This is a genomic window from Candidatus Erwinia haradaeae (assembly GCF_900698995.1).
In the GTDB taxonomy this organism is placed as follows: Bacteria; Pseudomonadota; Gammaproteobacteria; order Enterobacterales; family Enterobacteriaceae; genus Erwinia_E; species Erwinia_E haradaeae_C.
Genome location: NZ_LR217735.1, coordinates 861,500 through 882,985, shown reverse-complemented (window position 1 = coordinate 882,985; position 21,486 = coordinate 861,500). Strand labels below are relative to the sequence as shown.

15 protein-coding genes, 2 tRNA genes and 1 other RNA gene are annotated in these 21,486 nt (G+C 29.3%); 8 read left to right on the top strand and 10 right to left on the bottom strand.

The features are described 5' to 3' along the window. The first annotated feature begins 1,412 nt into the window (after positions 1-1,412). Complete coding sequence (gene prfC, locus ERCISPPA3004_RS02815; protein WP_157990574.1) at positions 1,413-3,002, top strand: peptide chain release factor 3; 1,590 nt, start codon at positions 1,413-1,415, stop codon at positions 3,000-3,002. A 908-nt stretch (positions 3,003-3,910) separates the two neighbouring features. Here the strand turns inward: prfC and ERCISPPA3004_RS02810 are convergent. Both ERCISPPA3004_RS02810 and ERCISPPA3004_RS02805 read right to left on the bottom strand, forming a co-directional pair. Next, the gene (locus ERCISPPA3004_RS02810) at positions 3,911-4,198 is read right to left on the bottom strand and encodes an RnfH family protein (RefSeq protein WP_157990573.1); all 288 of its coding nucleotides are present in this window, start codon (positions 4,196-4,198) and stop codon (positions 3,911-3,913) included. Then, a complete protein-coding gene (locus ERCISPPA3004_RS02805) occupies positions 4,191-4,628 on the bottom strand; it encodes an SRPBCC family protein (RefSeq protein WP_157990572.1) in 438 nt (145 codons plus the stop codon). Before ERCISPPA3004_RS02805 ends, ERCISPPA3004_RS02810 begins: the two co-directional genes overlap by 8 nt. Before the next feature lie 898 nt (positions 4,629-5,526). Between ERCISPPA3004_RS02805 and smpB the strand changes: the two genes are divergently transcribed. The 5 genes from smpB to ERCISPPA3004_RS02780 all read left to right on the top strand — a co-directional run bounded on the left by smpB (position 5,527) and on the right by ERCISPPA3004_RS02780 (position 8,832). Beyond that, on the top strand, positions 5,527-6,009 hold the full coding sequence (gene smpB / locus ERCISPPA3004_RS02800; protein WP_415017142.1) for an SsrA-binding protein SmpB: 483 nt from the start codon (positions 5,527-5,529) through the stop codon (positions 6,007-6,009). 46 nt (positions 6,010-6,055) lie between these two features. Continuing rightward, positions 6,056-6,435: a transfer-messenger RNA gene (gene ssrA / locus ERCISPPA3004_RS02795) on the top strand. A 1,085-nt stretch (positions 6,436-7,520) separates the two neighbouring features. Beyond that, a complete protein-coding gene (purU, locus tag ERCISPPA3004_RS02790) occupies positions 7,521-8,372 on the top strand; it encodes a formyltetrahydrofolate deformylase (protein WP_157990571.1) in 852 nt (283 codons plus the stop codon). Between the two features lie 307 nt (positions 8,373-8,679). Continuing rightward, positions 8,680-8,755, top strand: a tRNA-Val gene (locus ERCISPPA3004_RS02785). Positions 8,756-8,759: 4 nt separating this feature from the next. Continuing rightward, positions 8,760-8,832: transfer RNA gene (locus tag ERCISPPA3004_RS02780), tRNA-Lys, on the top strand. A gap of 1,051 nt (positions 8,833-9,883) precedes the next feature. On the opposite strand, the gene rfaC is transcribed toward ERCISPPA3004_RS02780, so the two are convergent. From rfaC to degP, 4 genes are all read right to left on the bottom strand, one after another. Beyond that, the gene (gene rfaC / locus ERCISPPA3004_RS02775; protein WP_157990570.1) at positions 9,884-10,849 is read right to left on the bottom strand and encodes a lipopolysaccharide heptosyltransferase RfaC; all 966 of its coding nucleotides are present in this window, start codon (positions 10,847-10,849) and stop codon (positions 9,884-9,886) included. Further along, entirely contained in the window at positions 10,850-11,914 is a 1,065-nt protein-coding gene (waaF, locus tag ERCISPPA3004_RS02770) for a lipopolysaccharide heptosyltransferase II (protein ID WP_157990569.1), read from the bottom strand. It abuts the gene before it with no gap. Further along, positions 11,911-12,846, bottom strand: coding sequence for an ADP-glyceromanno-heptose 6-epimerase (rfaD, locus tag ERCISPPA3004_RS02765; protein ID WP_157990568.1), 936 nt, complete (start codon positions 12,844-12,846; stop codon positions 11,911-11,913). Before rfaD ends, waaF begins: the two co-directional genes overlap by 4 nt. A gap of 251 nt (positions 12,847-13,097) precedes the next feature. Then, positions 13,098-14,543 carry a serine endoprotease DegP gene (degP, locus tag ERCISPPA3004_RS02760; RefSeq protein ID WP_157990699.1) on the bottom strand — a complete coding sequence of 482 codons (1,446 nt, stop codon included), beginning with the start codon at positions 14,541-14,543 and terminating at the stop codon, positions 13,098-13,100. Positions 14,544-15,685: 1,142 nt separating this feature from the next. On the opposite strand from degP, the gene queC reads away from it, so the two are divergent. After that, the gene (gene queC / locus ERCISPPA3004_RS02755) at positions 15,686-16,417 is read left to right on the top strand and encodes a 7-cyano-7-deazaguanine synthase QueC (RefSeq protein WP_157990567.1); all 732 of its coding nucleotides are present in this window, start codon (positions 15,686-15,688) and stop codon (positions 16,415-16,417) included. A gap of 463 nt (positions 16,418-16,880) precedes the next feature. Here queC and suhB read toward each other — a convergent pair whose 3' ends face one another. Then, complete coding sequence (gene suhB / locus ERCISPPA3004_RS02750) at positions 16,881-17,666, bottom strand: inositol-1-monophosphatase (RefSeq protein WP_157990566.1); 786 nt, start codon at positions 17,664-17,666, stop codon at positions 16,881-16,883. A 601-nt stretch (positions 17,667-18,267) separates the two neighbouring features. On the opposite strand from suhB, the gene ERCISPPA3004_RS02745 reads away from it, so the two are divergent. Further along, the gene (locus ERCISPPA3004_RS02745) at positions 18,268-18,486 is read left to right on the top strand and encodes a hypothetical protein (protein ID WP_157990565.1); all 219 of its coding nucleotides are present in this window, start codon (positions 18,268-18,270) and stop codon (positions 18,484-18,486) included. Between the two features lie 382 nt (positions 18,487-18,868). Here ERCISPPA3004_RS02745 and kdsB read toward each other — a convergent pair whose 3' ends face one another. The 3 genes from kdsB to mdh form a co-directional block, all read right to left on the bottom strand. After that, positions 18,869-19,618: a 3-deoxy-manno-octulosonate cytidylyltransferase gene (gene kdsB, locus ERCISPPA3004_RS02740; protein WP_157990564.1), complete on the bottom strand. Its 750-nt coding sequence runs from the start codon at positions 19,616-19,618 to the stop codon at positions 18,869-18,871. Beyond that, entirely contained in the window at positions 19,615-19,803 is a 189-nt protein-coding gene (locus ERCISPPA3004_RS02735) for a Trm112 family protein (protein WP_157990563.1), read from the bottom strand. Before ERCISPPA3004_RS02735 ends, kdsB begins: the two co-directional genes overlap by 4 nt. A 209-nt stretch (positions 19,804-20,012) precedes the next feature. Beyond that, on the bottom strand, positions 20,013-20,951 hold the full coding sequence (mdh, locus tag ERCISPPA3004_RS02730) for a malate dehydrogenase (RefSeq protein WP_157990562.1): 939 nt from the start codon (positions 20,949-20,951) through the stop codon (positions 20,013-20,015). Between the last annotated feature and the right edge of the window lie 535 nt (positions 20,952-21,486).

Below are 21,486 nucleotides of genomic sequence, written 5' to 3'. Positions count from 1 at the left end.
TATGTTTTGTAAAAATTTATATTTTTTATATAAAATTTTTTGAGTCTTTTTTAAAAGATAGATATATGTGTTAAGCAAAAAAAATATTGTTTTTATATATAAAATATAAATAATATTTTTAGTTGAGCATGAAATTAACTGAATAATATATCTTCTTGTATACTATAGCATAGATGTATAAAAAATCTTCCAGACAGGTTGTATCTATATATCTTATGCTTTAGGGTTGATGAACGCAATAATATTACTTGAATATCCTTACAGCAACAATGTTATTTAGATATATCTTGCATGTGATTAGTGAAATAATTCATAATACTAGCAGTATAAATTGAACTAGAGATCTAATGATAGAATATACTTTACTGATTAATTATGTGCCTTATGTGCCTAGAATAAGTACCACTTCAATAAAAGAATAAGTAAAATATGAATAATAGTACATCATTCACTAACTTTCAATATGATATAAATCATACTAATAAGTTCATGGGTTTTTATATATAAAACATATGCAGTATAAGGGGGTGTGCGATCGATGTATATTCGATATCATTTTTAGTATGTTCGACATTATTATGAGCCAGTTGTATCTCATAGTAAGATACAGATAAATATCCCCTACATTCTTGGCGAGATGCCTCATAAAATCTTGATGATATAGTATTATACTATGATATTAGAAGTGCGATAGCGTAGGTTTTTAATATTTACAGCATTCAGATGATGCAATTTTATAGAAGTAATTGTCTTTGATTAGATCCTATTATGTGACCTAGTATACGCTAGGTTAAAAATGACGAATAGTTTGAGGTATTATATGATGTGCATACGGTCATTTTTAGAGATGTTATAAGGTTACTTATTAAAAATAATGATTGGTATAGAAGAAACGGAATGGAGAATTGTAAGATATCGTATACTTATGTATATTTACCATTTTATTTATATAATTGGTTTATTAATCATGTGTTTCTCTATAGTTTTCTGAAAATCATTTGTCAGTATCTAAATAAACTACATTCCCAGAGATGTATTGAAAAATTATTTTAGTTTTTTATATTTATAGTTTTTTTGTTAAATAGGCCTTTTAATTCAGATATTGAACAAGTTAATTATATTAAGAATAATTTTAGAGAATAGGAGATAGTACGGATTAGTTTATCTAAAGTTATTAATATTATAGAAAATACCATTTCTTGTGTGAATATTTTGAGTTAGTGATAATTTTTTATCTTATTGTTTTATGTATGCTGACATATTCTATGATTTTTTAAATGCTTATTAGGCGTGTATAAAATAATAGCTCTCACTTGCATGAATAAAATATTTACAGTTTAATGAAGTCAGTAATAATTTTACGTTGCAATTCAGTATTACATAGTATCTCTATGTTAAATTAGAAGAATTTTATGCTCAATTTATCTTATACGCAAGAGGTCTTGCGTCGACGTACGTTTGCTATTATTGCTCATCCAGATGCTGGTAAAACCACTATTACTGAAAAGTTGCTATTATTCGGACAAGTTTTTCAAATTGCTGCTGCGGCTAAAGGTTCTGTTTCTAATAAATACAGCAAATCTGATTGGATGACTATAGAAAAACAACGTGGTATTTCTGTAACTACGTCCGTAATGCAGTTTTTTTACCAAGGCAGTTTAATTAACCTTCTAGATACCCCAGGACATGAAGATTTTTCTGAAGACACTTATCGCACTTTAACAGCAGTAGATTGTTGTCTTATGTTGATAGATTCTGTAAAAGGTGTAGAAGATCGAACCCGTCAGCTCATGAATGTTACTCGATTGCGAAACACACCGATTATCACTTTTATGAATAAAGTAGATCGTGATATTCGTGATCCTATAGAAGTTCTAGATGAAGTAGAAAGCAACCTTAAAATTATCTGCGCTCCGATAACTTGGCCTATAGGTTGTGGAAAATTATTTAAAGGAATTTACCATCTATATAAAGATATTACATATCTGTATCGATCTGGTCAGGGCCACATTATTCAAAAAGTAAATAAAATTCAAGGTTTATATAATCCAGATTTAGATATTGCCATTGGTGAAAATCTTGCAGATCAACTGAGAAGAGATCTGGAATTAATTCATGGTGCGTCTTATGCATTTAATTGTCAGACATTTAGAAGTGGCGAATTAACTCCAGTATTTTTTGGTACTGCATTAGGTAATTTTGGAGTTGATCACATGCTTGATGGGATTATTCAGTGGGCGCCATCCCCGATGCCTCGGCGTACAAATTTGCGAACTATAACCGCGAATGATAAAAAATTTAGCGGTTTTGTATTTAAGATTCAAGCTAACATGGATCCAAAACATCGTGATCGAGTAGCTTTTATGCGAGTAGTCTCCGGAAAATATACAAAAGGAATGAAATTACATCAAGTCAGAACTGGAAAAGATCTGATGATTGCTTATGCGATAACATTTATGGCTGATGACCGTTTACAGGCTACTGAAGCATATCCAGGTGATATAATTGGATTACATAATCATGGTGCAATTCATATTGGGGATACCTTTACAGAAGGTGAAAAAATAGAGTTTACTGGTATTCCAAATTTTGCTCCAGAACTGTTTCGTCGCATCTCTCTTTGCGATCCTATGAAGCAGAAACAACTTCTAAAGGGTTTAATACAGTTATCAGAAGAAGGTGCTGTGCAAATATTTCGACCGGTATATAACAATGATTTGATTGTTGGAGCGATAGGTGCGCTACAATTTGATGTAGTTGTTTCACGCCTTAAAAGTGAGTATAATGTTAACGCCATGTATAAGATGATAAATATCATTACTGCAAGATGGGTAGTATGCGATAATAATAAGGCATTTACACAATTTCGGCATTATAATGAGAGTAATTTGGCTATTGACGGTGCTGGTAACTTAACTTATCTCGTCAGCAGCATGGTAAAATTACAGATGATCCAAGAACGTTATCCAGAAATTATGTTCTTGCAGATTCGTGAGCATTAGACAGGATATATTTTATTTTATATCTTGACACGGGCTTTTAAAATAAACCTCATAGGCTTGATGCGCTGTAAATATTATGATTGTACTTTATAGTTACATATAATAAAGTAAAAGGTAAGTTATTTATATAGAGTTAATATTAAATATTATTTGAACTTATTATAAGAATAATACTTGCCGGAATAAAGTTGTGATTTGATAATCATCAAAAATGATTTTGATACCAAGTAATCGATTCTTAGTATAATTATAGCGTATAAATCTATATAATAATTAGTAATTTATTAACTAATGTATATAGTTATAGTTTATAGATATGAATTGAATAATTATTTAGTTTATGTGAGTTTTGATCATTATTATAGCTATAAAGTTTAAATTATATCATACTTTATATGTTATAAAGCATAGAATAATATATAGTATATCCAATATGACTTAATATCATGCAGTTTATTTTTGTTGTTTTTTTAATGTTTGTTTCTTGATCTGATTCAGATGTGTGTTTATATGTTTTGTTGTCTACTAATGTAGATTAGAAGGATAAAAACTAAAAATACTTCAATGATAGATGCTCTTTGAGAGTATTTTTAGTTTTTTCAGAGATTAGTAGATTCTCTTTACTGTAATTAGTTATCTAAAATTAAATTGAGAGCATTGTGTATCTAAAATGATAAGGTTCGAATAACTACGAAAATTTGTTTTATCGTAGGTTTTAAAAATCTTTTTTCAAATACAAGTTATATGTTATATAGAGTTTTTCATTTAAAAATGTATAGAAAACTATCTTATATGTAAAATAGGATACGTGCTATTTACAATAGGTACATAGAAAATACTAATACAAATAGATATCATTATAAATGAAAGTAATTATGCATACTGAAAATGTAATAATGTATAGATTACTACTCTATATTATTATTGTGATTTAGTAATGCTAAAGAAGATCTTTTTAATGCTATTATAGGGCGATATATTTCAATACGATCACCATTATGAAGTTTATCATTTAATGTAACGAATTGATTAAAAATTCCCACTTTATTTTTTTGTAAATTAATTTCTGGGCGCAAGTCTAAGATACCAGAGACTATAATAGCTTTCTCTACACTGCTATCTGAAAGTAATTCTACACGATAAAAATATTGCTTGTTTGGTAAAGCATAAACAATATCAACTAAAATATTAGACAAAGTAAACCTCTTTTGCTCGCCGACTAAATGCTTCTAAAAAGTGTTTACTGATCGTTTTACATATCTTATTAAAAGCTAGCTCCATAAATATATGATTAAACTCTATATATAAATTAAATGTTATTCGGCAAGACTCTGCATTTTCAGCGCTAAAACGCCAGATACCATTAAGTTCTTGAAATGGTCCTTTAATCAATTGTATTTGAATGCTATGATTATTGATTAATGTATTACGAGTCACTAAGGTTTGGCGCATAATGCCTGTAGTAAAAATATCCATAGAAGCAGTCATTTCAATTGGGCTGGAATCTAGAATTTGACTACTAACGCATCCTGATACAAATTCCGGATAACTCTCTATATCATTAACTAGAGAATACATTTTTGTAACGCTAAATGGTACAAATATAGAACAATTTATCTGGGTCATGCTTATTCCAGCTTATTCCAGTAATGTCTTGTTATCTTTTCTTAATAAACACAGAAGCTTGTGCGCGATTATTTAAAATATTGTATATTTTTTATTTTTATTTTTTAAAAAATTTTTTGTTAATTATCTCATAAAATGATTTGCTTTATACTATTAATATCAGTTGATTAGATTTTTGAAAAATTCTCTTAACATTCCGAACACTGTCTATCTATAACAGTATGTGGAATATATTTAATATTGAGGTTAATGCTGTATTAATTATATTAATGTAAAATAATTATTTTAGAATTTGAATATAAATATAGTATAGAATAACTCTTCTTTATCTAAAGATGATAATCTTAGTTATATTTATGTTAGGAGAATCTCATTTTAATTTTTTTAGGTATTGAATAAATTAATTATTCTATTTTATAGAAATCGGATATCATTTTCAATCTTTTTAGGTTAGCACTGCATTAATATTTTTGTTTATTATATTTTGTGACTTGATTTTATAGATAACTTTAATATAAGTTTTATGCTATTTTCGAATTAAGTAATAACTATTAGTTCAGCGTAAACAGACAAAATTAAATTAATTATTGCTTTTAATAGTATAGCGATGATTGACAAGATAATATATTTTGCTTAGAATAAATTTTTAAATTTCTAAATTGCTAAATTTCTAAATTGCTAAATTTCTAAATTGCTAAATTGCTAAATTGTTAAATTGTTAAATTGCTATAGTTCGGAGCTAGTCTAGTAGAGCGCAAAGCGTTTTATCTAAAATGTTATTATAGATGCTATATGTAAAATAATTATAGTAATGAAATAGAATATATTTCATTGTTTTTCTGTTAGCTTCTTGATCTTTAAAAAGCTCATTATAGGTATTACTAGTGCTTCTATTGTTATGAATAAATCAAATCAACCTGTTTATATCTCAATTGCTATGAATAAATATGCTTATTATTCATATTGTATTGAAAAAGAATTTGAGGCCGGATTATTACTGAAAGGATGGGAGGTAAAGGCTCTTCGCGCTGGTCAAGTAAATATCAAAGAAAGTTATATAATTTTAAATAGCAAGGAAGCATTTTTAATTAACTCAAATATTTCAGCTCTGCATTTTGCTTCACCAGATACGCAGTGCGACGCAAAGCGTGCTCGGAAGTTACTTCTTGGCAAGCACGAATTGAATATATTGTCTAATATAGTTCAGCGGCATGGATATAGTATAATCTCATTATCAGTGTACTGGAAAAATTCATGGGCTAAATTGAAGATTGGTGTCGGAAAAGGTAAAAAACAACATGATAAGCGAGAAGTAATCAAAGAACGAAATTGGAGGATAGAGAAGATGCGTATAACAAAAAATAAATTTTTAACTAAATAGTGCAATATAAATAAAATAGATATATTATAAGAGAATATTATTCTATGGGGCTGATTATGGATTCGACAGAATATGTAAAACTTTAGGAGCATGCCGAGGGGCGGTTTGCCTCGTTAAAAGCCGTAAAAAAATAGTTGCAAATGACGATAGTTTTTCGCCTGCCGCTTTAGCAGCGTAATTAGTCTAATAAACTAAAGGCGTCCTTTCTCCTAGCCTATTCTCTTGAGGACGGGATCAAGAAAGGTCATATTTATAAAGAGATCGCACATCAGCTTTGCTTTTGGTTAATGTGTTAAATAAAATTAAGCTAGTTTTTAGTGGCGTGTTAGTTCGCGACTATTTAATGAAAACAATAACTATACTAAGCATGTAGTTCTGATAGCAGAACAATTCTGGACGCGGGTTCAACTCCCGCCAGCTCCACCAAAATCTTCCTAAAATATTAATTATTTGCTAAAATATTTACTCTATTTGAATTTAGTGTAAACCTATATAACATAAGTCATAAAAAATAGATTAAATAATTTTATATTGTTATATTCTTTTTTTAAAATTATCTACTATTTTTAATTTTCATGTCTATGACTGATTTACGTTTAAATATTAAATATTTTAGCGTATAGAATTTTATTCAGTTTTAGTATTGCAAGTTTAAAACATAGAAAAAGAGTTTAAAAATTAAGAAATATATACGCATAATATGGTATATTTGTAATTTGTATGAAATTTATTTTTTTGTTTCATAGCACATTTTAAATATGTCATTAAAAAATTGATATGTTACATATAATATCTTGAATAATACACATCAAGAAAAATAATTATCAAAATATGGAAAATTATTTTAGCAATACAATCAATTTTAAAAGTTAGATTTCTTTATTATTTATTATTATATGATAGGACTATTATTTTAATAGATTTTAATAGATTATAATGGAATATATATTCTATATATTACCGTTGTAAAAAATTAAAATATAGATTTAGTATTATACATTTATGCTAATTAAAAGTTAAACTTTAGGGTATTTTATATCATATTTATATTGACATTTTTTATGTTATAATTGATATAAACGTGTTTATATCTATATATTAAGTAATCATGGGGTTATTTTTTTTTCAATATTAAGAAAATCCATACTACTTGTAATTACTATTAATGGATCATTAATTTATTAAGTAAAATTTATATGATTTAATATATAATTTTTATGGCGCTAAGTTGTTAAAATGAACAATTTTTCTTCTCTAATAATAGCCCTCCGATCAATATCAAAATATTAGTTGACTGTATAGTGATATAATACAAAAATTTTCTACAATATTATTAATAGTTATTCATTAAAAGTAACTTTTTTTACTCATAAACATATGGATTCAATCATAGCGATTATTTTTAAGCAAGATATGTATAGTATAAAATTTTAATTTTACTATAGATTATAAGAATAATATTAATTAAGATTAATTAGGGTGTTACTGTATATATAAGGACCATAAGCACAATGCAAGACAGCATACAACAACAAAAAGTTTTAAAAATTGTATGTCCTGACGTAGCAGGGTTAATCACAAAAATTACTGCTATATGTTGTCAATATAAATTCAATATTTTAAAAAATAATCAATTTACTGACAACAAAACTTCTTATTTTTTTATGCGTGCTGAACTGGCTGGTTGTTTTTATCATCAAGACAATTTTTTTAAAGATCTTGATATCTTGCTTCCAATTGGCTCACAATATTTCTTAAAAGATATTGATCGCCGTAAGATCGTTATTTTGGTCGGTCAAGAGGCTCATTGTTTAGGGGATCTATTAGTAAAAAGTGCTTATGGTGAGTTAGATGTTGAGATTTCTGCAGTAATTAGTAATCACAAGCGATTAAGTCAGTTAGTTCATAGTTTTGATGTGCCTTTTATTTTTTTAAAAAATGAAGGCCTGACGCGTTTAGAGCAGGAAAAAAATATTACTGATAGTATTACTCTTTATCAACCTGATTATATAGTGCTTGCTAAATATATGCGCGTACTGACACCAGAGTTTTTGCGTCGTTATCCTAATAAGATTATTAATATTCATCACTCTTTACTTCCTGCATTTGTTGGTTCACGTCCATATCACCAGGCTTATGCTCGTGGCGTGAAAATTATCGGAGCTACTGCACATTATGTAACTAATCAGTTAGATGCTGGCCAAATTATCATGCAGGATGCTATTCATATTGATCATAGTTATTCAGTAGAAGATATGATTCGACTCGGTCATGATGTAGAAAAAAACGTACTTAGTCAGGCATTAAATCAAATTTTAACGCATCGGGTCTTTTTAAATGGTAATCGTACTGTTTTATTATAAAAGAAAGATTATCCTTTCAGGTGGAGTATAAATTTTTACTATATTTCTTAAATTTAAGAGTAGTATTTTTTTTATAATGTTAATGTATAATTATAAATTATTTACTTTTAAGGTATAGATATCTATGCAATTTATATGAAGACAACTATGTATCTAATTACGATAATATATAACATATTATGCGAAATGTATTTTACAAGATTTTTAAAAGTTTGTGTTAAAGAAAAGATAGATATTGTAAAATTATTGACTTAGTTGGTAAATGATATATAATAATTATGTTATTAATATAATATTAATATAATATGGGTGATTAGCTCAGTTGGTAGAGCACCTCCTTTACACGGAGGGGGGCGGCGGTTCGAGTCCGTCATTACCCACCAGATTGGGTCGTTAGCTCAGTTGGTAGAGCAGTTGACTTTTAATCAATTGGTCGCAGGTTCAAGTCCTGCACGACCCATCATAATATATCTAAAGAAAAATTGGCTAAGAATTGTATTTAAAATCTGCTAGAGAAATCGTAAAATCTTACCGAAACAATTTATATATTATTTACTATACCAAATTGTTATATATAGATAATATCTATATATTTACTCACTTGCTATAATATTTTACAAAATTAACAGTATTTATCATTTCTTAAAAAAAATTCATATTCAAGAAATTATTACTATTAAGTATAGATGTGTTTAATGAATTTTTTATATTTCTTTTGTTAATTACCATAATTTATATTTTTTAGTAAATTAAAAATAATTTAATTTTTTATAAAATCTCAGATATACATTAATGTGATCTCGTTTGAGAGTTTTTGGTAACAAAAATTGTAGTGTAATATTAAATACTCATAGTAAATATTATTTATTTTAGAATTTTTGCCATCAAATCATATAACATTTTTAATTTTTTCTTGAAATGAATCATAATCAAAGTTATATATAGTATATAATTTTGCATTATAGCCCAATTGATGATAGTTTTGATCACTATTGGCTCTTTTATTTCATTAATATATTTGATATGTGACAATATTTTTTTTGAATTAAAATATTATAAAAGATCATAAACATAATAAGGAAGATCAAAGTGTAACTCCATAATCTTTTGATGTTTTAAAAGCTAAGATAATACTATTGAGTACACAAAAAATTCTTGATTTTAGCATTTATCGTAAAGTACCATGATAAGCTATCATTATAATATAGAACTAAATATTTTTTTATTGAACATTTATGCACAAAAACCCTAAACAATAAAAAAATCAGTAGATATTTTAGAAACTTTATATAATAGTTAATATTTTTTAAAAATTATGGACAATGTATAAGCAGATTATTAAATAATTATTCAAAAAACATACTTTCTGTTCTTGAGATGACATTAAGTCTCACTGGAATTTTATTGATTATATATAGAATAATATTTTGTTAATTAGAAGGAAAATCAACATATGTAGTAATAAGCGCTTAGCTCTCTTATTTACCTGAGATTCATGAGATGAGGTTGTTTCATATGAGGAGCTGTTTAAGAATTAATTGAATTTTTTGAGGGCTTATTTCTGCCATGTTTTTTTGTAAGGAAAGCACTGAAATTTGATTATGACCATAACCACCAATCAAATCTACATTAGTTGGCCCATACAAAGTAATATTCGGACAGTTGAGAGCGGCAGCGAGCTGACTTAACCCTGTATCTACAGATACTATTGCTTTGGCTCCTATAAGTATATGCGCTATTTCTTTTAACATTAATTTAGGCAAGACTTCTACATAGCTTAAACCTTGTGCTAGTCTTTGAGCGCGCAAAAATTCATTATGCGTTCCCCAGGGTAGTTTAATCATGACCCTTTCAGGTTGTAAAGAGTTAATGAGTGTCCTCCAATGCATCTCTGGCCATTGTTTTTTATCTTTTGTAGTTGCGTGCAAAAAAACTAGATAGTCATTGGTTTTTATTGGTTGATTTTTTTTAAAGTGTTGTAGAATTCCATAATCACCTATCGTCGTTGGTAGTGTATAGTTTAGGCTTTTTGCAAAGAGACTTCGTATTCGTTGCACAGCATGTTGATTTTTGTTGATAGCATAACGCTTATCATACCACCAGCTAGCAACAGGTTCTCTTATGCTATAGATATCACCTCCGTGTTTTGTACCTGTAGCAAAACGGCTTATTAAGGCAGCACTTTTTATTAAGCCCTGAGCATCAATCACTGCATCGTAAGAACGATATTGTAAGGCATGTTTAAAATTAATACGTTCTTTTCGTATTAAGTTTTTAAACCAATTTTTTCGCCAGCGACGAATTGCTACTGGAATAACGTGAGAAACTGCCGGGTGCCAGGTAGGAATTTCAGAAAAGTTCTCTTCTATGACCCATTCGCAATGCATATTAGGAAAAGCTAATCTAGCGTCAGTCAGTGCAGGTAGTGAATGTATTACATCGCCCATAGAGGAAGTTTTAATCATTAAAACTAGCATTTATATTCCTACAGTGTAATGCAAGAGTTTTAGCTCCATAATGACTCTTTCTGGTGTAATTTTGATAAGACTAGGATGATATTCTTCATGGATTTTTCTGTTTTGTAATGAATCACAGCTACTAGCTAAAGAAATGATTTTAGATTTTTTTGATAAAGGAGGAGTAAAGTTAGGATTACTGGGTCCATATAGTGCGATTAATGGAAGATTTAGTGCAGCAGCAATATGCATAAGTCCAGAATCATTACTAATTACAGTATGACAACAAGATAGTAGAACTACAGCTTGTTGTAGATTAGTTTTACCGGCAAGATTGAAAGAATAATTTTTGATTTCCTGAGAGAGATTTAGCAGAATGCGTTCTCCAGTAATACGATCTTTAGTAGAGCCAAACAAGAGGATTTGATATCCATTTTTAATTAAAAACTCTGCTAGTTGTGCATAATGATAATGTGGCCATTTTTTAAGAAGATTAGATTCAGCTCCGGGGCAAAATCCAATAATAGGTCGTTTCGAATATATTTTATAAGTGTAAAGAGCGATCTTTTTTTCTTTTTCTTGTACTTTAAGAGTCGGCATATAAAGTGGTTGCGGAAGATCTTTGCTACTACTTATGCGTGACCTATGATAACATAGCGCTATATATCGTTGAACCATAAGTGGAAAAGCAGTATTATTCAATATACGTATGTCATTAAGTAACCCATAGCGCATTTCACCCCTCCATCCTATACGATGAGGGATTTTAGCGAAAAAAGGAATAAGTGCAGACTTAAAAGAACCTGGAAGAACAAAGGCTTTATCATAATGTTTCTGATGCAGTATCTGACCTAAACGCCAACGCATTGATAGTCCGACTGCATCATGCCTTAATGGTAAAAGCAACGCTTCATTAACTTCTTGCATTCTCAAGAGCAAAGGATGGCACCATGCAGGAGCTATCACATCGATTATACTGTTAGTATTTTGGCTTTTCAAGGTACGATAAAGACTTTGTGACATCATCATATCACCAATCCAAGAAGGGCCTATTACTAGAATTTTTGTCTTTTTAGAACTAATCATGCTTTATATTGTAGCCATTGTATGTAATTTCTAATACCTTGAGAAAAAGTTTGAAATGGTCTGTCATAACCTATTTTTCTTAGTTTCTTAAGATCAGCTTGTGTAAAAGCCTGATAGAATCCTTTAAGTTTTTTTGGAAATGGAATGTACTCAATTACACTATTTTCATAAAATTTTAACATAACATGAGCTACTTCTTCAAAAGATACTGCTTGACCAGATCCACAATTAAAAATACCTGAAACGGAGTTTTTTAAACACCATAGATTTACTGATGCGACATCTTTAACATAAACAAAATCTCGCTTAAAATCATTACTTCCCACGAATAATTGAGCGTTGTTGTTGTTTTTTAGCTGTTGATAGAGATGTAGCACTATACTAGCCATGTCTCCTTTATGCGTTTCACGTTCTCCATAGACGTTAAAATACCGTAAGCCACATATCTGTGATGATACTTTTGGTAAAATTTTACGAACATAATTGTCAAAAAGCATTTTTGAATATCCGTATATATTTAGTGGTCTCTCATTTTTGCGTTCTTCAAGAAAGTTGCAGGTGTTTTGTCCGTAGATTGCAGCAGAAGAAGCGTATAAAAATGGAATATTTTTTTTAAGACACCAATGTAGGAGTTCTTTTGAGTATTGATAGTTATTGTCCATCATGTATTTACCATCCCATTCAGTAGTAGAAGAGCATGCGCCTTCATGGAACACCGCTTCTATATTGAGAAAGTAATTAGTGTTTTTTGTAATAGCAATCCGAAAATCAATTTTATCGATATAATCAAAAATATCAAGATCTGATAAATTTAAAAATTTAGCACCATTTTTTAGATTATCTACGACTAGAATATTAGTTTGACCCTGTCGGTTCAAAGCATCAATAATATTACTTCCAATAAGTCCTGCGCCGCCTGTAACAATTATCATTACTTTTACCTTACGAATTAGCATGGCATTAAATAATTTTTTATTTTTATGATTGTTATATAATTTTCTGAATTTACGATTAAAGATAGAGCCTGAGGTAGCATCTAGTGTTCTTTTAACAACATTACATTATTTTTCTAAAATTATTCGGAGAATAAAATCATGAAAAAAACTGTCGAGTTAATCATCAAATTACTTTTAGTAAAAATAATTCTCATTGGAGTTTGAAAAAAAATTTTTATTTTATATATTTATTGCATCAATAAATAAATTAAACTCTCACCACGTTTAATCCTTAGCGCAACTACTGTAGGTTTACTATCAAGCATTTTTTTTAGTTCAGTTAAGTTGCTGATAGGCTGTTGGTTTACTCCAAGAATGATATCATCCCTTTTTAATCCTATTCGTGCCGCAGCTGACCCTAGTGTTAGGGTCTCAATTTGTACTCCCTTGATATCTTTTTTGTTATAATTTCTAAGATTTGCTCCTTCGATTCCATCATAAATACTACCAGAAGAAGCTCTTTCTGTGTTGCTCTCTTCTAAAGCTAGGTTTATTTTTATTAGTTTTCCGTTACGTATTAACCCAAGCTCTATAGCGGTCCCTACTGGGAGAGATCCAATTTTAGCACGTAGAGCCGCAAAGCTAGAGATTGTTTTATTATTGATTAATATAATTACATCCCCTGCATGAATGCCAGCTCTATCTGCAGAAGATTGAGGCAGGACTTGACTAACAAATGCACCTCTCTGAATATTCACTTTCATTGCTTTGGCTAGCTCCGAGTTTAGCTCGGTCCCAATAATACCTAATTCTCCTCTTTTTACTTGTCCATAAGCAATCATTTGATTGCATAAATTCTTTACCATATTTGATGGAATAGCAAATCCAATGCCAATATTACCACCGTCTGGAGCTAGAATGGCAGTATTAATTCCGATTAATTCGCCATCTAGATTTACAAGTGCACCGCCTGAATTTCCACGGTTAATTGCAGCGTCAGTTTGAATAAAATTTTCGTAATTTGCAGCATTTAGTCCACTTCGACCGAGAGCAGAAATAATCCCCGAAGTTACAGTTTCACCCAGACCATATGGATTACCAATGGCGACGGTGTAATCCCCAACGCGTAAACCATCAGAGTCTGACATTATGATTGCCGTTAAATTTTTGGCTGCTAGGATCTGAATTAAAGCAATATCAGAACGAGGATCTTTACCAATTACTTTAGCATCATATTTTTCCCCATTACTAAGTTGTACTTGAATTTTTGTGGCATTTTCTAGTACATGATTATTAGTAACGATGTAGCCTTTTATGGAGTCAATAATAACTCCTGAACCTAGAGCTCGAAATTTTTGTTGTGGAATTTCCACGCTATAATTATCATTAGAACTACTTCCTTGGCACAGTGGGGAGCCAAGAAATGGAGATCCTTCTTGACATAATGGCGATGAAGGTCCACCAAAGAAAGGTTGAAATTGCTGCATAGATTCTGTTTTGCGTGTCATTGTACCTTCAACATTAACGCTTACAACTGATGGCATAACCTTCTCTAGCATGGGAGCTAGACTTGTTACTGGCACGGCATTGGCAGGATGACAGATATTTTTAATATTATCAGCCTCCACTAGAATTGGCAGAGTTAAATTGAGACCTAAAATTAATGTATGTAATAATAAAATCTTTTTTTTCATCATAATAATTCTCTAGTGATTTTATGTCATTAGTAATAAAGTGTATTATTTGATCAGATATTTAATATTTATAATAAATGGATATTTTAGCATGATATGCATAAATATATTTGTACTATTTATGTATGATCATAGTTAAACATAGCCAGTATTGCCTGTAATATGTTACTGAATAGATTTTTTCTAAACTCTTTGGTTGTAGTATAAATAAATGTGATATGTATCTTTTCTATCATGATAGTTCTCAATATTTAAAAATAAAAAGAATATTATTAATAATATTCTTTTTATTTTAGTCTTCAAAAGTTTTAGTAGACTGCATAGTATTTTTTTGTTTTATAAGTAACATTGCTAACATGTGACATCTTCACAAAATAATGATAACAATGATATTGTATTTAGTAATATATGCTTATGCAGATAATTTTTCTAGCATTAAAAAACAAAATTTTCTTATGATCCTGATAATGGTTGAGTATATTAAAAATTTTTTAATAAGATAGATATTATTTTTAAAGTATTTTTATATTATTGCTGCATAGATCAAGTAAAAAAAAATTGTATGTTTATACAAGACCATGAACTTCAATGATTTTTATAGTGTAGCAAATTTACTGCATTCTCTTTTAAATTATAAAAATAAATACGAAATTATAAATGTATTAGATTGTTAGAGAGAGCTGTTTTGGCTAAAGAATTAGTATTTTATTAAAAGTTTATATTGATTTGAAAGTTATATTTTATTGAGCAAATAGTAATATTGCATAATACGCTTGAAGGAACAGGCAGATTACTTGTGTTTTTAGGATAGATAAACCGAGGATTATTTATTTATTTATTTTATATTAATAAGTATATAAATTATCAATAAATATTAACAATTCTTTTTAAAAGTCAAGTGTTAGTATATTATATATTGATATGTTTTATTTTTATTAGTTTTTATATCAAAAAAAATGATTATAAAATTTTTCAAGTTGATTACTTAATGAGTTTTACTAATAGCAGCATAGAACCAAAAATAATATCACCATTATAGTGTTTTATAAACTATGCGGATTTCTTGTATAAGATTATTAATAATTTTCTAGCAGGAGGTATTTTATGTTTAATTCCAGAGATTATGCATTAAGGATAAAGTAATGCAAAATACTACTGTAGTGCTTTTTAGTGGCGGTCAAGATTCTACTATATGTTTGATACAAGCCATGCGAAAATATAAGTTCGTTCATTGTATCACTTTTGATTATGGTCAGCGTCATAGTTATGAGTTAGATGTAGCACAGGATATTGCTACGAAGCTAGGGGTAAGTTCACATAAATTTATTAATGTTTCTATTCTAAATGATTTGATTTCTTGTAGCTTAACAAGAAAGCATTTGCTTGTTTCTAATTTTAGTAAACAACAAAATACGGATTTACCTGATACTTTTGTACCCGGACGTAATATTATGTTTTTAATATTAGCTTCAGTATATGCTTATCAGTTAAAGGTAGAGACAGTGATTACAGGAGTCTGTCAAACAGATTATTCAGGGTACCCTGATTGCCGAAATGAATTCATCATAGCTTTAAATACCGCGATATCATTAGGTATGTCAAGAAAATTATTTTTTAAAACTCCATTAATGTGGCTTACGAAATCTGAAATATGGGCATTGGCAGATACATTAGGTGTATTGCATTTTGTAATGAATGAGACTATAACATGTTATAATGGGATTAAGAGTGATGGTTGCGGACAATGTAATGCCTGCAACCTGCGCAATAAAGGCCTTAGAGAATACTTAAGTAATCAGGATGCTGTAAAAAATAGTTTATATAATAAGAAAATTTTATATGAAACCGATAAAAGAACTGATACGAGTGCTTAAAATATGAGATATAGGGAATATATTGACATTACATAAGTTGCATAAGTTGTATCAGTTGTATAAGTTAAATAATTTGATATATATACTATAGCCCCGTGATACAGAAAGCTTTGATTTATTATTTATACTTTATACAAAAAAGTAACTAATACTTTATATTAATAAAGAATTTTAGTGGATATATTGAAGTATTAGATATACCTTAAGTAGGTAATTACTGATAATAAAAATTAGGTATTTTAATAGTTTACATAGATTTTCATTTTTTACATATTTTCGAATATTAGTATCTTACTTATCAGATGTATCATAGTAAGATTCTTACCTGTTTATAGTGTTTATTATTTTTCTTTAAGTGATTGATTCTATCTCTTTTTGCATAAACTGTATAAAATAAATACTTCAAACAGTGTAAATATTTTTGTAAAAAATTATATATAAAATATATCTATATCATCACTTTTCATTGTTTTGTACGTATCTGAGTTAGCATTGATTGTACAATACGTGCGTTACCTGCTATAATATTTCCAGAAAAAAAATAATTATTATCACCGCTAAAATCAGTAACTAGTCCACCAGCTTCTCTTACTAATAAATCTCCGGCAGTGAAATCATGTGGTTTTAGGTTTATTGCATAATATCCATCAAGCCGACCGGAAGCCACATAAGCTAAATCCAAAGCAACTGAACCACTACGACGAAAATCAGCGCATCTATAGAGGAGTTTCTGAAAAGTATCAATGGTAGAAACATTACTTTCATGTTCTGTAAACATAGCATTAGTAGACAAAATAGCCTCATCTAAATACCGAATAGAGCTTCCTCTTAATCTATAACCATTTAATTGCGTTCCGTGACCTCTCCAGGCGCAAAATAATTCATTACGCATTGGATCATATACTACAGCAATTTCACTGCGTCCTTTAACGCGTGTCGCAATAGTAATGCTAAAATGTGGCAGCTTTTTAATATAGTTAACATTGTCATCTAGCACATTGATTATCCATTGCACTTGTTCGTTCTTTTGATATATTTGACTATCATTTTCTGTAAAAATAATGTGGTTCGGATAGGACTTGAATATAATATCAATTATTTTGCGTTTCGCTTTCATTTCAACAAAATTAGTTAAGTCATGATTGCCTTTTTGTTTAAATTCAGTAGCATCTGCTGTGTCATAATATTTGGTAATGATGTTCCCGGCCTGTCGAGCAGCCCGGATAGCAATGTTGAGCATTGGATTCATAAGTGTTATAATCTCCGTAAGTATTAAATAATAAAATAGAATGAGTGTGATTAATATAAGCTTATCACACAAGGTGTGATAAGCACCTTTAGAAAATTATCAGATTTCTCTATCTGAATAGTAATAAAAATTTATATATTAATTCTTAAATTAATAAATAGTATTCGCTAGTATAGTGAAACTTACTAGTAAATATTTTGTATAAATATGTAGGTTTGATTTGCATTAAGCGCTATGTAGTATTTATTAATTCTATTAAGGGTAGAATTTAATATATAAAAGATGCTATTAAGAGTTCTGAGTATTTAATTTTTTTAGTATTTGAATAAAGATTCATATCTTCTAGAACTCTATATATTATAATTATTTATATTAAGTGTACTAAGTATTTATCAATAGATATTAAGGGTCTTTACTTGACAGGATTATGCTCTTTTATAGCATTAAATATTACAAATAATATTTTTTTAGTAAGGTTTACCTAACTTTATTTAAAATATACAGGCATTGTTTTTAAATATAGGAGGTTATGCGTATAATGTATTGGTTTTAAAAAAAGTTGGCACAATCCTAAGATGTAAAACTTATGTAGGAGTTGATAATGGATGAAGCAGATTTGGCTCAAAAGCGCGAGCAAGATATTATTAACGCAGCACTATCATCCCGAGAAAAAAGCTTGCAAAGTCCGGACGGAAAATGTATTTGGTGCAAAGATGAGGATGTTGTTGTAGGAACAGCATTTTGTTCAGCAGAGTGCGGAGATGATTATAATAAATATCAGAGAGAAATGAAGCAACGGTTAGGCAGGCAATATCAATAATAGAGATTATGCCAACATAGATGGATAGAAGGGGGATTTATTTATGCTGAAATCTCGTGAGGTAGGATAATGATCACAAGGAGGCGCTTAAAAATAAAAATTTTGTAATATATATTTACATGCTATCTCTAATGTATAGTTGTTAGATTAATATATTTTTGTATATTTTAAAAAGAGATATTATGTGGGTAATTAATTTAAGATTATAAAATATAAAATAGATCCTAAGTATTCGGCTTCTGATTCTATACAAAAATGTTTAATGCTAGGTTTTTTATATATTAAAATCTATTAAATTTTTAATATATATCATAAAAATAGTAAATTTTTTAAAATAGTATTTAAAATATTTGATAGATCAATAATTTTATTTTTAATAAAACTATGTTATTATTTTGTTAAGTTGCAACAAGTCTTCTGGCGTATCTATACTCTTTGCAAGATGCGTATTTATAATATCAACGTGTATTTTTTCACCATACCATAATACACGTAGTTGCTCTAAAGATTCTTGCTTTTCTAAAAAAGTGGATTGCCAAGTAACATAACGGCGAATAAAGCCAGCATAATAGCTATAGATACCGATATGACGAAGAAGTGAGCTGTTGTAGATGTTATTTTTTGTAATTGAATTGTCTGCATTACTCCAAGGGATCATTGCACGAGAAAAATATAGTGCATAACCGTGGATATCTCGGACTACTTTTACTAAGTTTGAATTTTGTGCTTCTTGTAAAGAATGTATTGGTGTTGCTAATGTAGCTATATTTACGTTGTAACAGGATAGGTTTTGTGCTACCTGTTGTATAAAAATAGGGGGTATCATAGGCTCATCACCCTGAACGTTGACGATTACCGTTTTATTAGGGAATTGATAGTGTTCAATTACTTCGGATAGGCGTTCCGTTCCAGACTGATGATTTTTTTTTGTTATCAAAACATCAATATTAGCAGAACGTACTACGTTAGCTATTTCAGAATGATCAGTTGCAACAATAACTTTTTGTGCGCCAGATTTAAGTGCTTTTTCTACAACATGTAGAATCATCGGTTGTCCATGTAATTTTAATAGTGGCTTTCCTGGCATGCGTTCAGAAGAAAAACGTGCTGGAATGATAGTTATAAAATTCATGAATTTTTCTCCTTTGAGTCTAAATGACGAGCGGTTTTTTTTAATAAAACTGGAATTCCATCTTGGATCGGATAGATTAATTGGTCTATCTGACAGATAAGTTCTAAGCCATTTTGATTACTATATAGCTCTAACCTTTGATAACAATGAGGGCAAGCAAGGATATCTAGAAAATTAGGATCCATAATATTTCATCAAGTGATATAAGATGTTTAATTTATGCATATATACCATTCTAGCACCATAATCAGTAATATAACATATCCTATTGGAGAGCTGTTGTTCTAGTTTACTCATCAGTCTTGGTTGTGATATTTACATTATTCCATGATAATATATTGTATTCTTAGCATCTACTATCAATATCAATTGATGGCGTGCAGTATCTTAAAGATTATCTCGCAAGATCTTCTCCTAGTTGAATATCATGCTTTAGTTGATCAAGCATATTAATGAGTGCATGTTTTTCAAATTTACTAAGATTCTGAACTGAGCAATACTTAGTGATTCCATGCCTGCCCAAAACAAGGGGCTGCGAGAAGAATTTAGCATACTCCCCTGGTCCTTCAACATATGCGCATTCTATTATGTTACTTTCTCCTTTTAAGGCGCGCACAAGCGAAAGACAAAAACTTGTTGCTGCATATGCCATTGAAAGAGTAGCAGAGCCGCCACCAGACTTTGATTCAAGCACTGTTGTGCCTGCATTTTGAATGCATTTTGTAAGATTGTAAATGTCTTTTTCAGTTAATTGAATATTATTCTCAGTTTGAGATAAGAGAGGCAGAATAGTAGAACCTGAGTGACCTCCAATAACTGGAATGTTGAACGATTCTGGTTGTTGGCCAGTCAATGAAGCAAGAAAAGTATTAGTTCGGATAATATCTAAAGTAGTAATACCAAAGAGTTTTTTTCTGTTATAAACTCCAATTTTTTTTAGTACCTGGGCAGCTATAGGAACAATAGTATTAATTGGGTTAGTTATGATTCCTATCATGGCATGTGAACTATTGATAGCTATTTGAGATATTAGATTTTTAATAATCCCTGCATTTACATGCAGAAGATCGGATCGATCCATACCAGGTTTACGTGCAAAGCCAGCTGAGACTAGTACTATTTCAGCATCTTTTATCGCTAAAGCAATATTATCTTCTGTAAATCCTGTGATTTCAACAGCAGTAGGTATATGACTTAAATCAACTGCAATACCTGGAGTAATTGGCGAAACATCAAATAAAGATAATTGAGACCCCTTTGGGAGACGTGTCTTGAGCAATAAAGACAGAGCTTGACCAATACCGCCTGCTGCACCAAGAATTGTTACTTTCATTGCATACTCTCCTTAATTTATCTACAATTTAAACTATTTAAATTATATTGTGTTGTAATCAGATTAATCTAAAATGATTAATGTTCTGAATAGTAAGATACTATTTGTTATTATTTAAAATACTTTCAATAGATTTATTAGTAGAACTAAAAGAAGCAGATTTGTTGTAAAGCGTAATTTACGTTTGTATGAGATTATACAAAATTACCAGATTATATTTTTAATATAATTATATTATATAATACGTTACCTTTTTTTTAGATTTAATAATGATATCTACATTATAGATATAAAAACTTATAATGCATAAAAACTTGTGACTATGAGTCTAAGTTATATGTTTACTAATAATTTTTATTTTTATTAAAAATAATAAAAAATTGTTCGAGTATCTCGAATACTTTAATATTGTAAAACATTCAATATCATAAGATATAAATTATTATATTGTTGTTTAATTTTTTTAGGTTTCTATCAGTTAAGATTATCACTAGATACTAAGATTATCAATTAATAGCTCCAGGCACATACAATT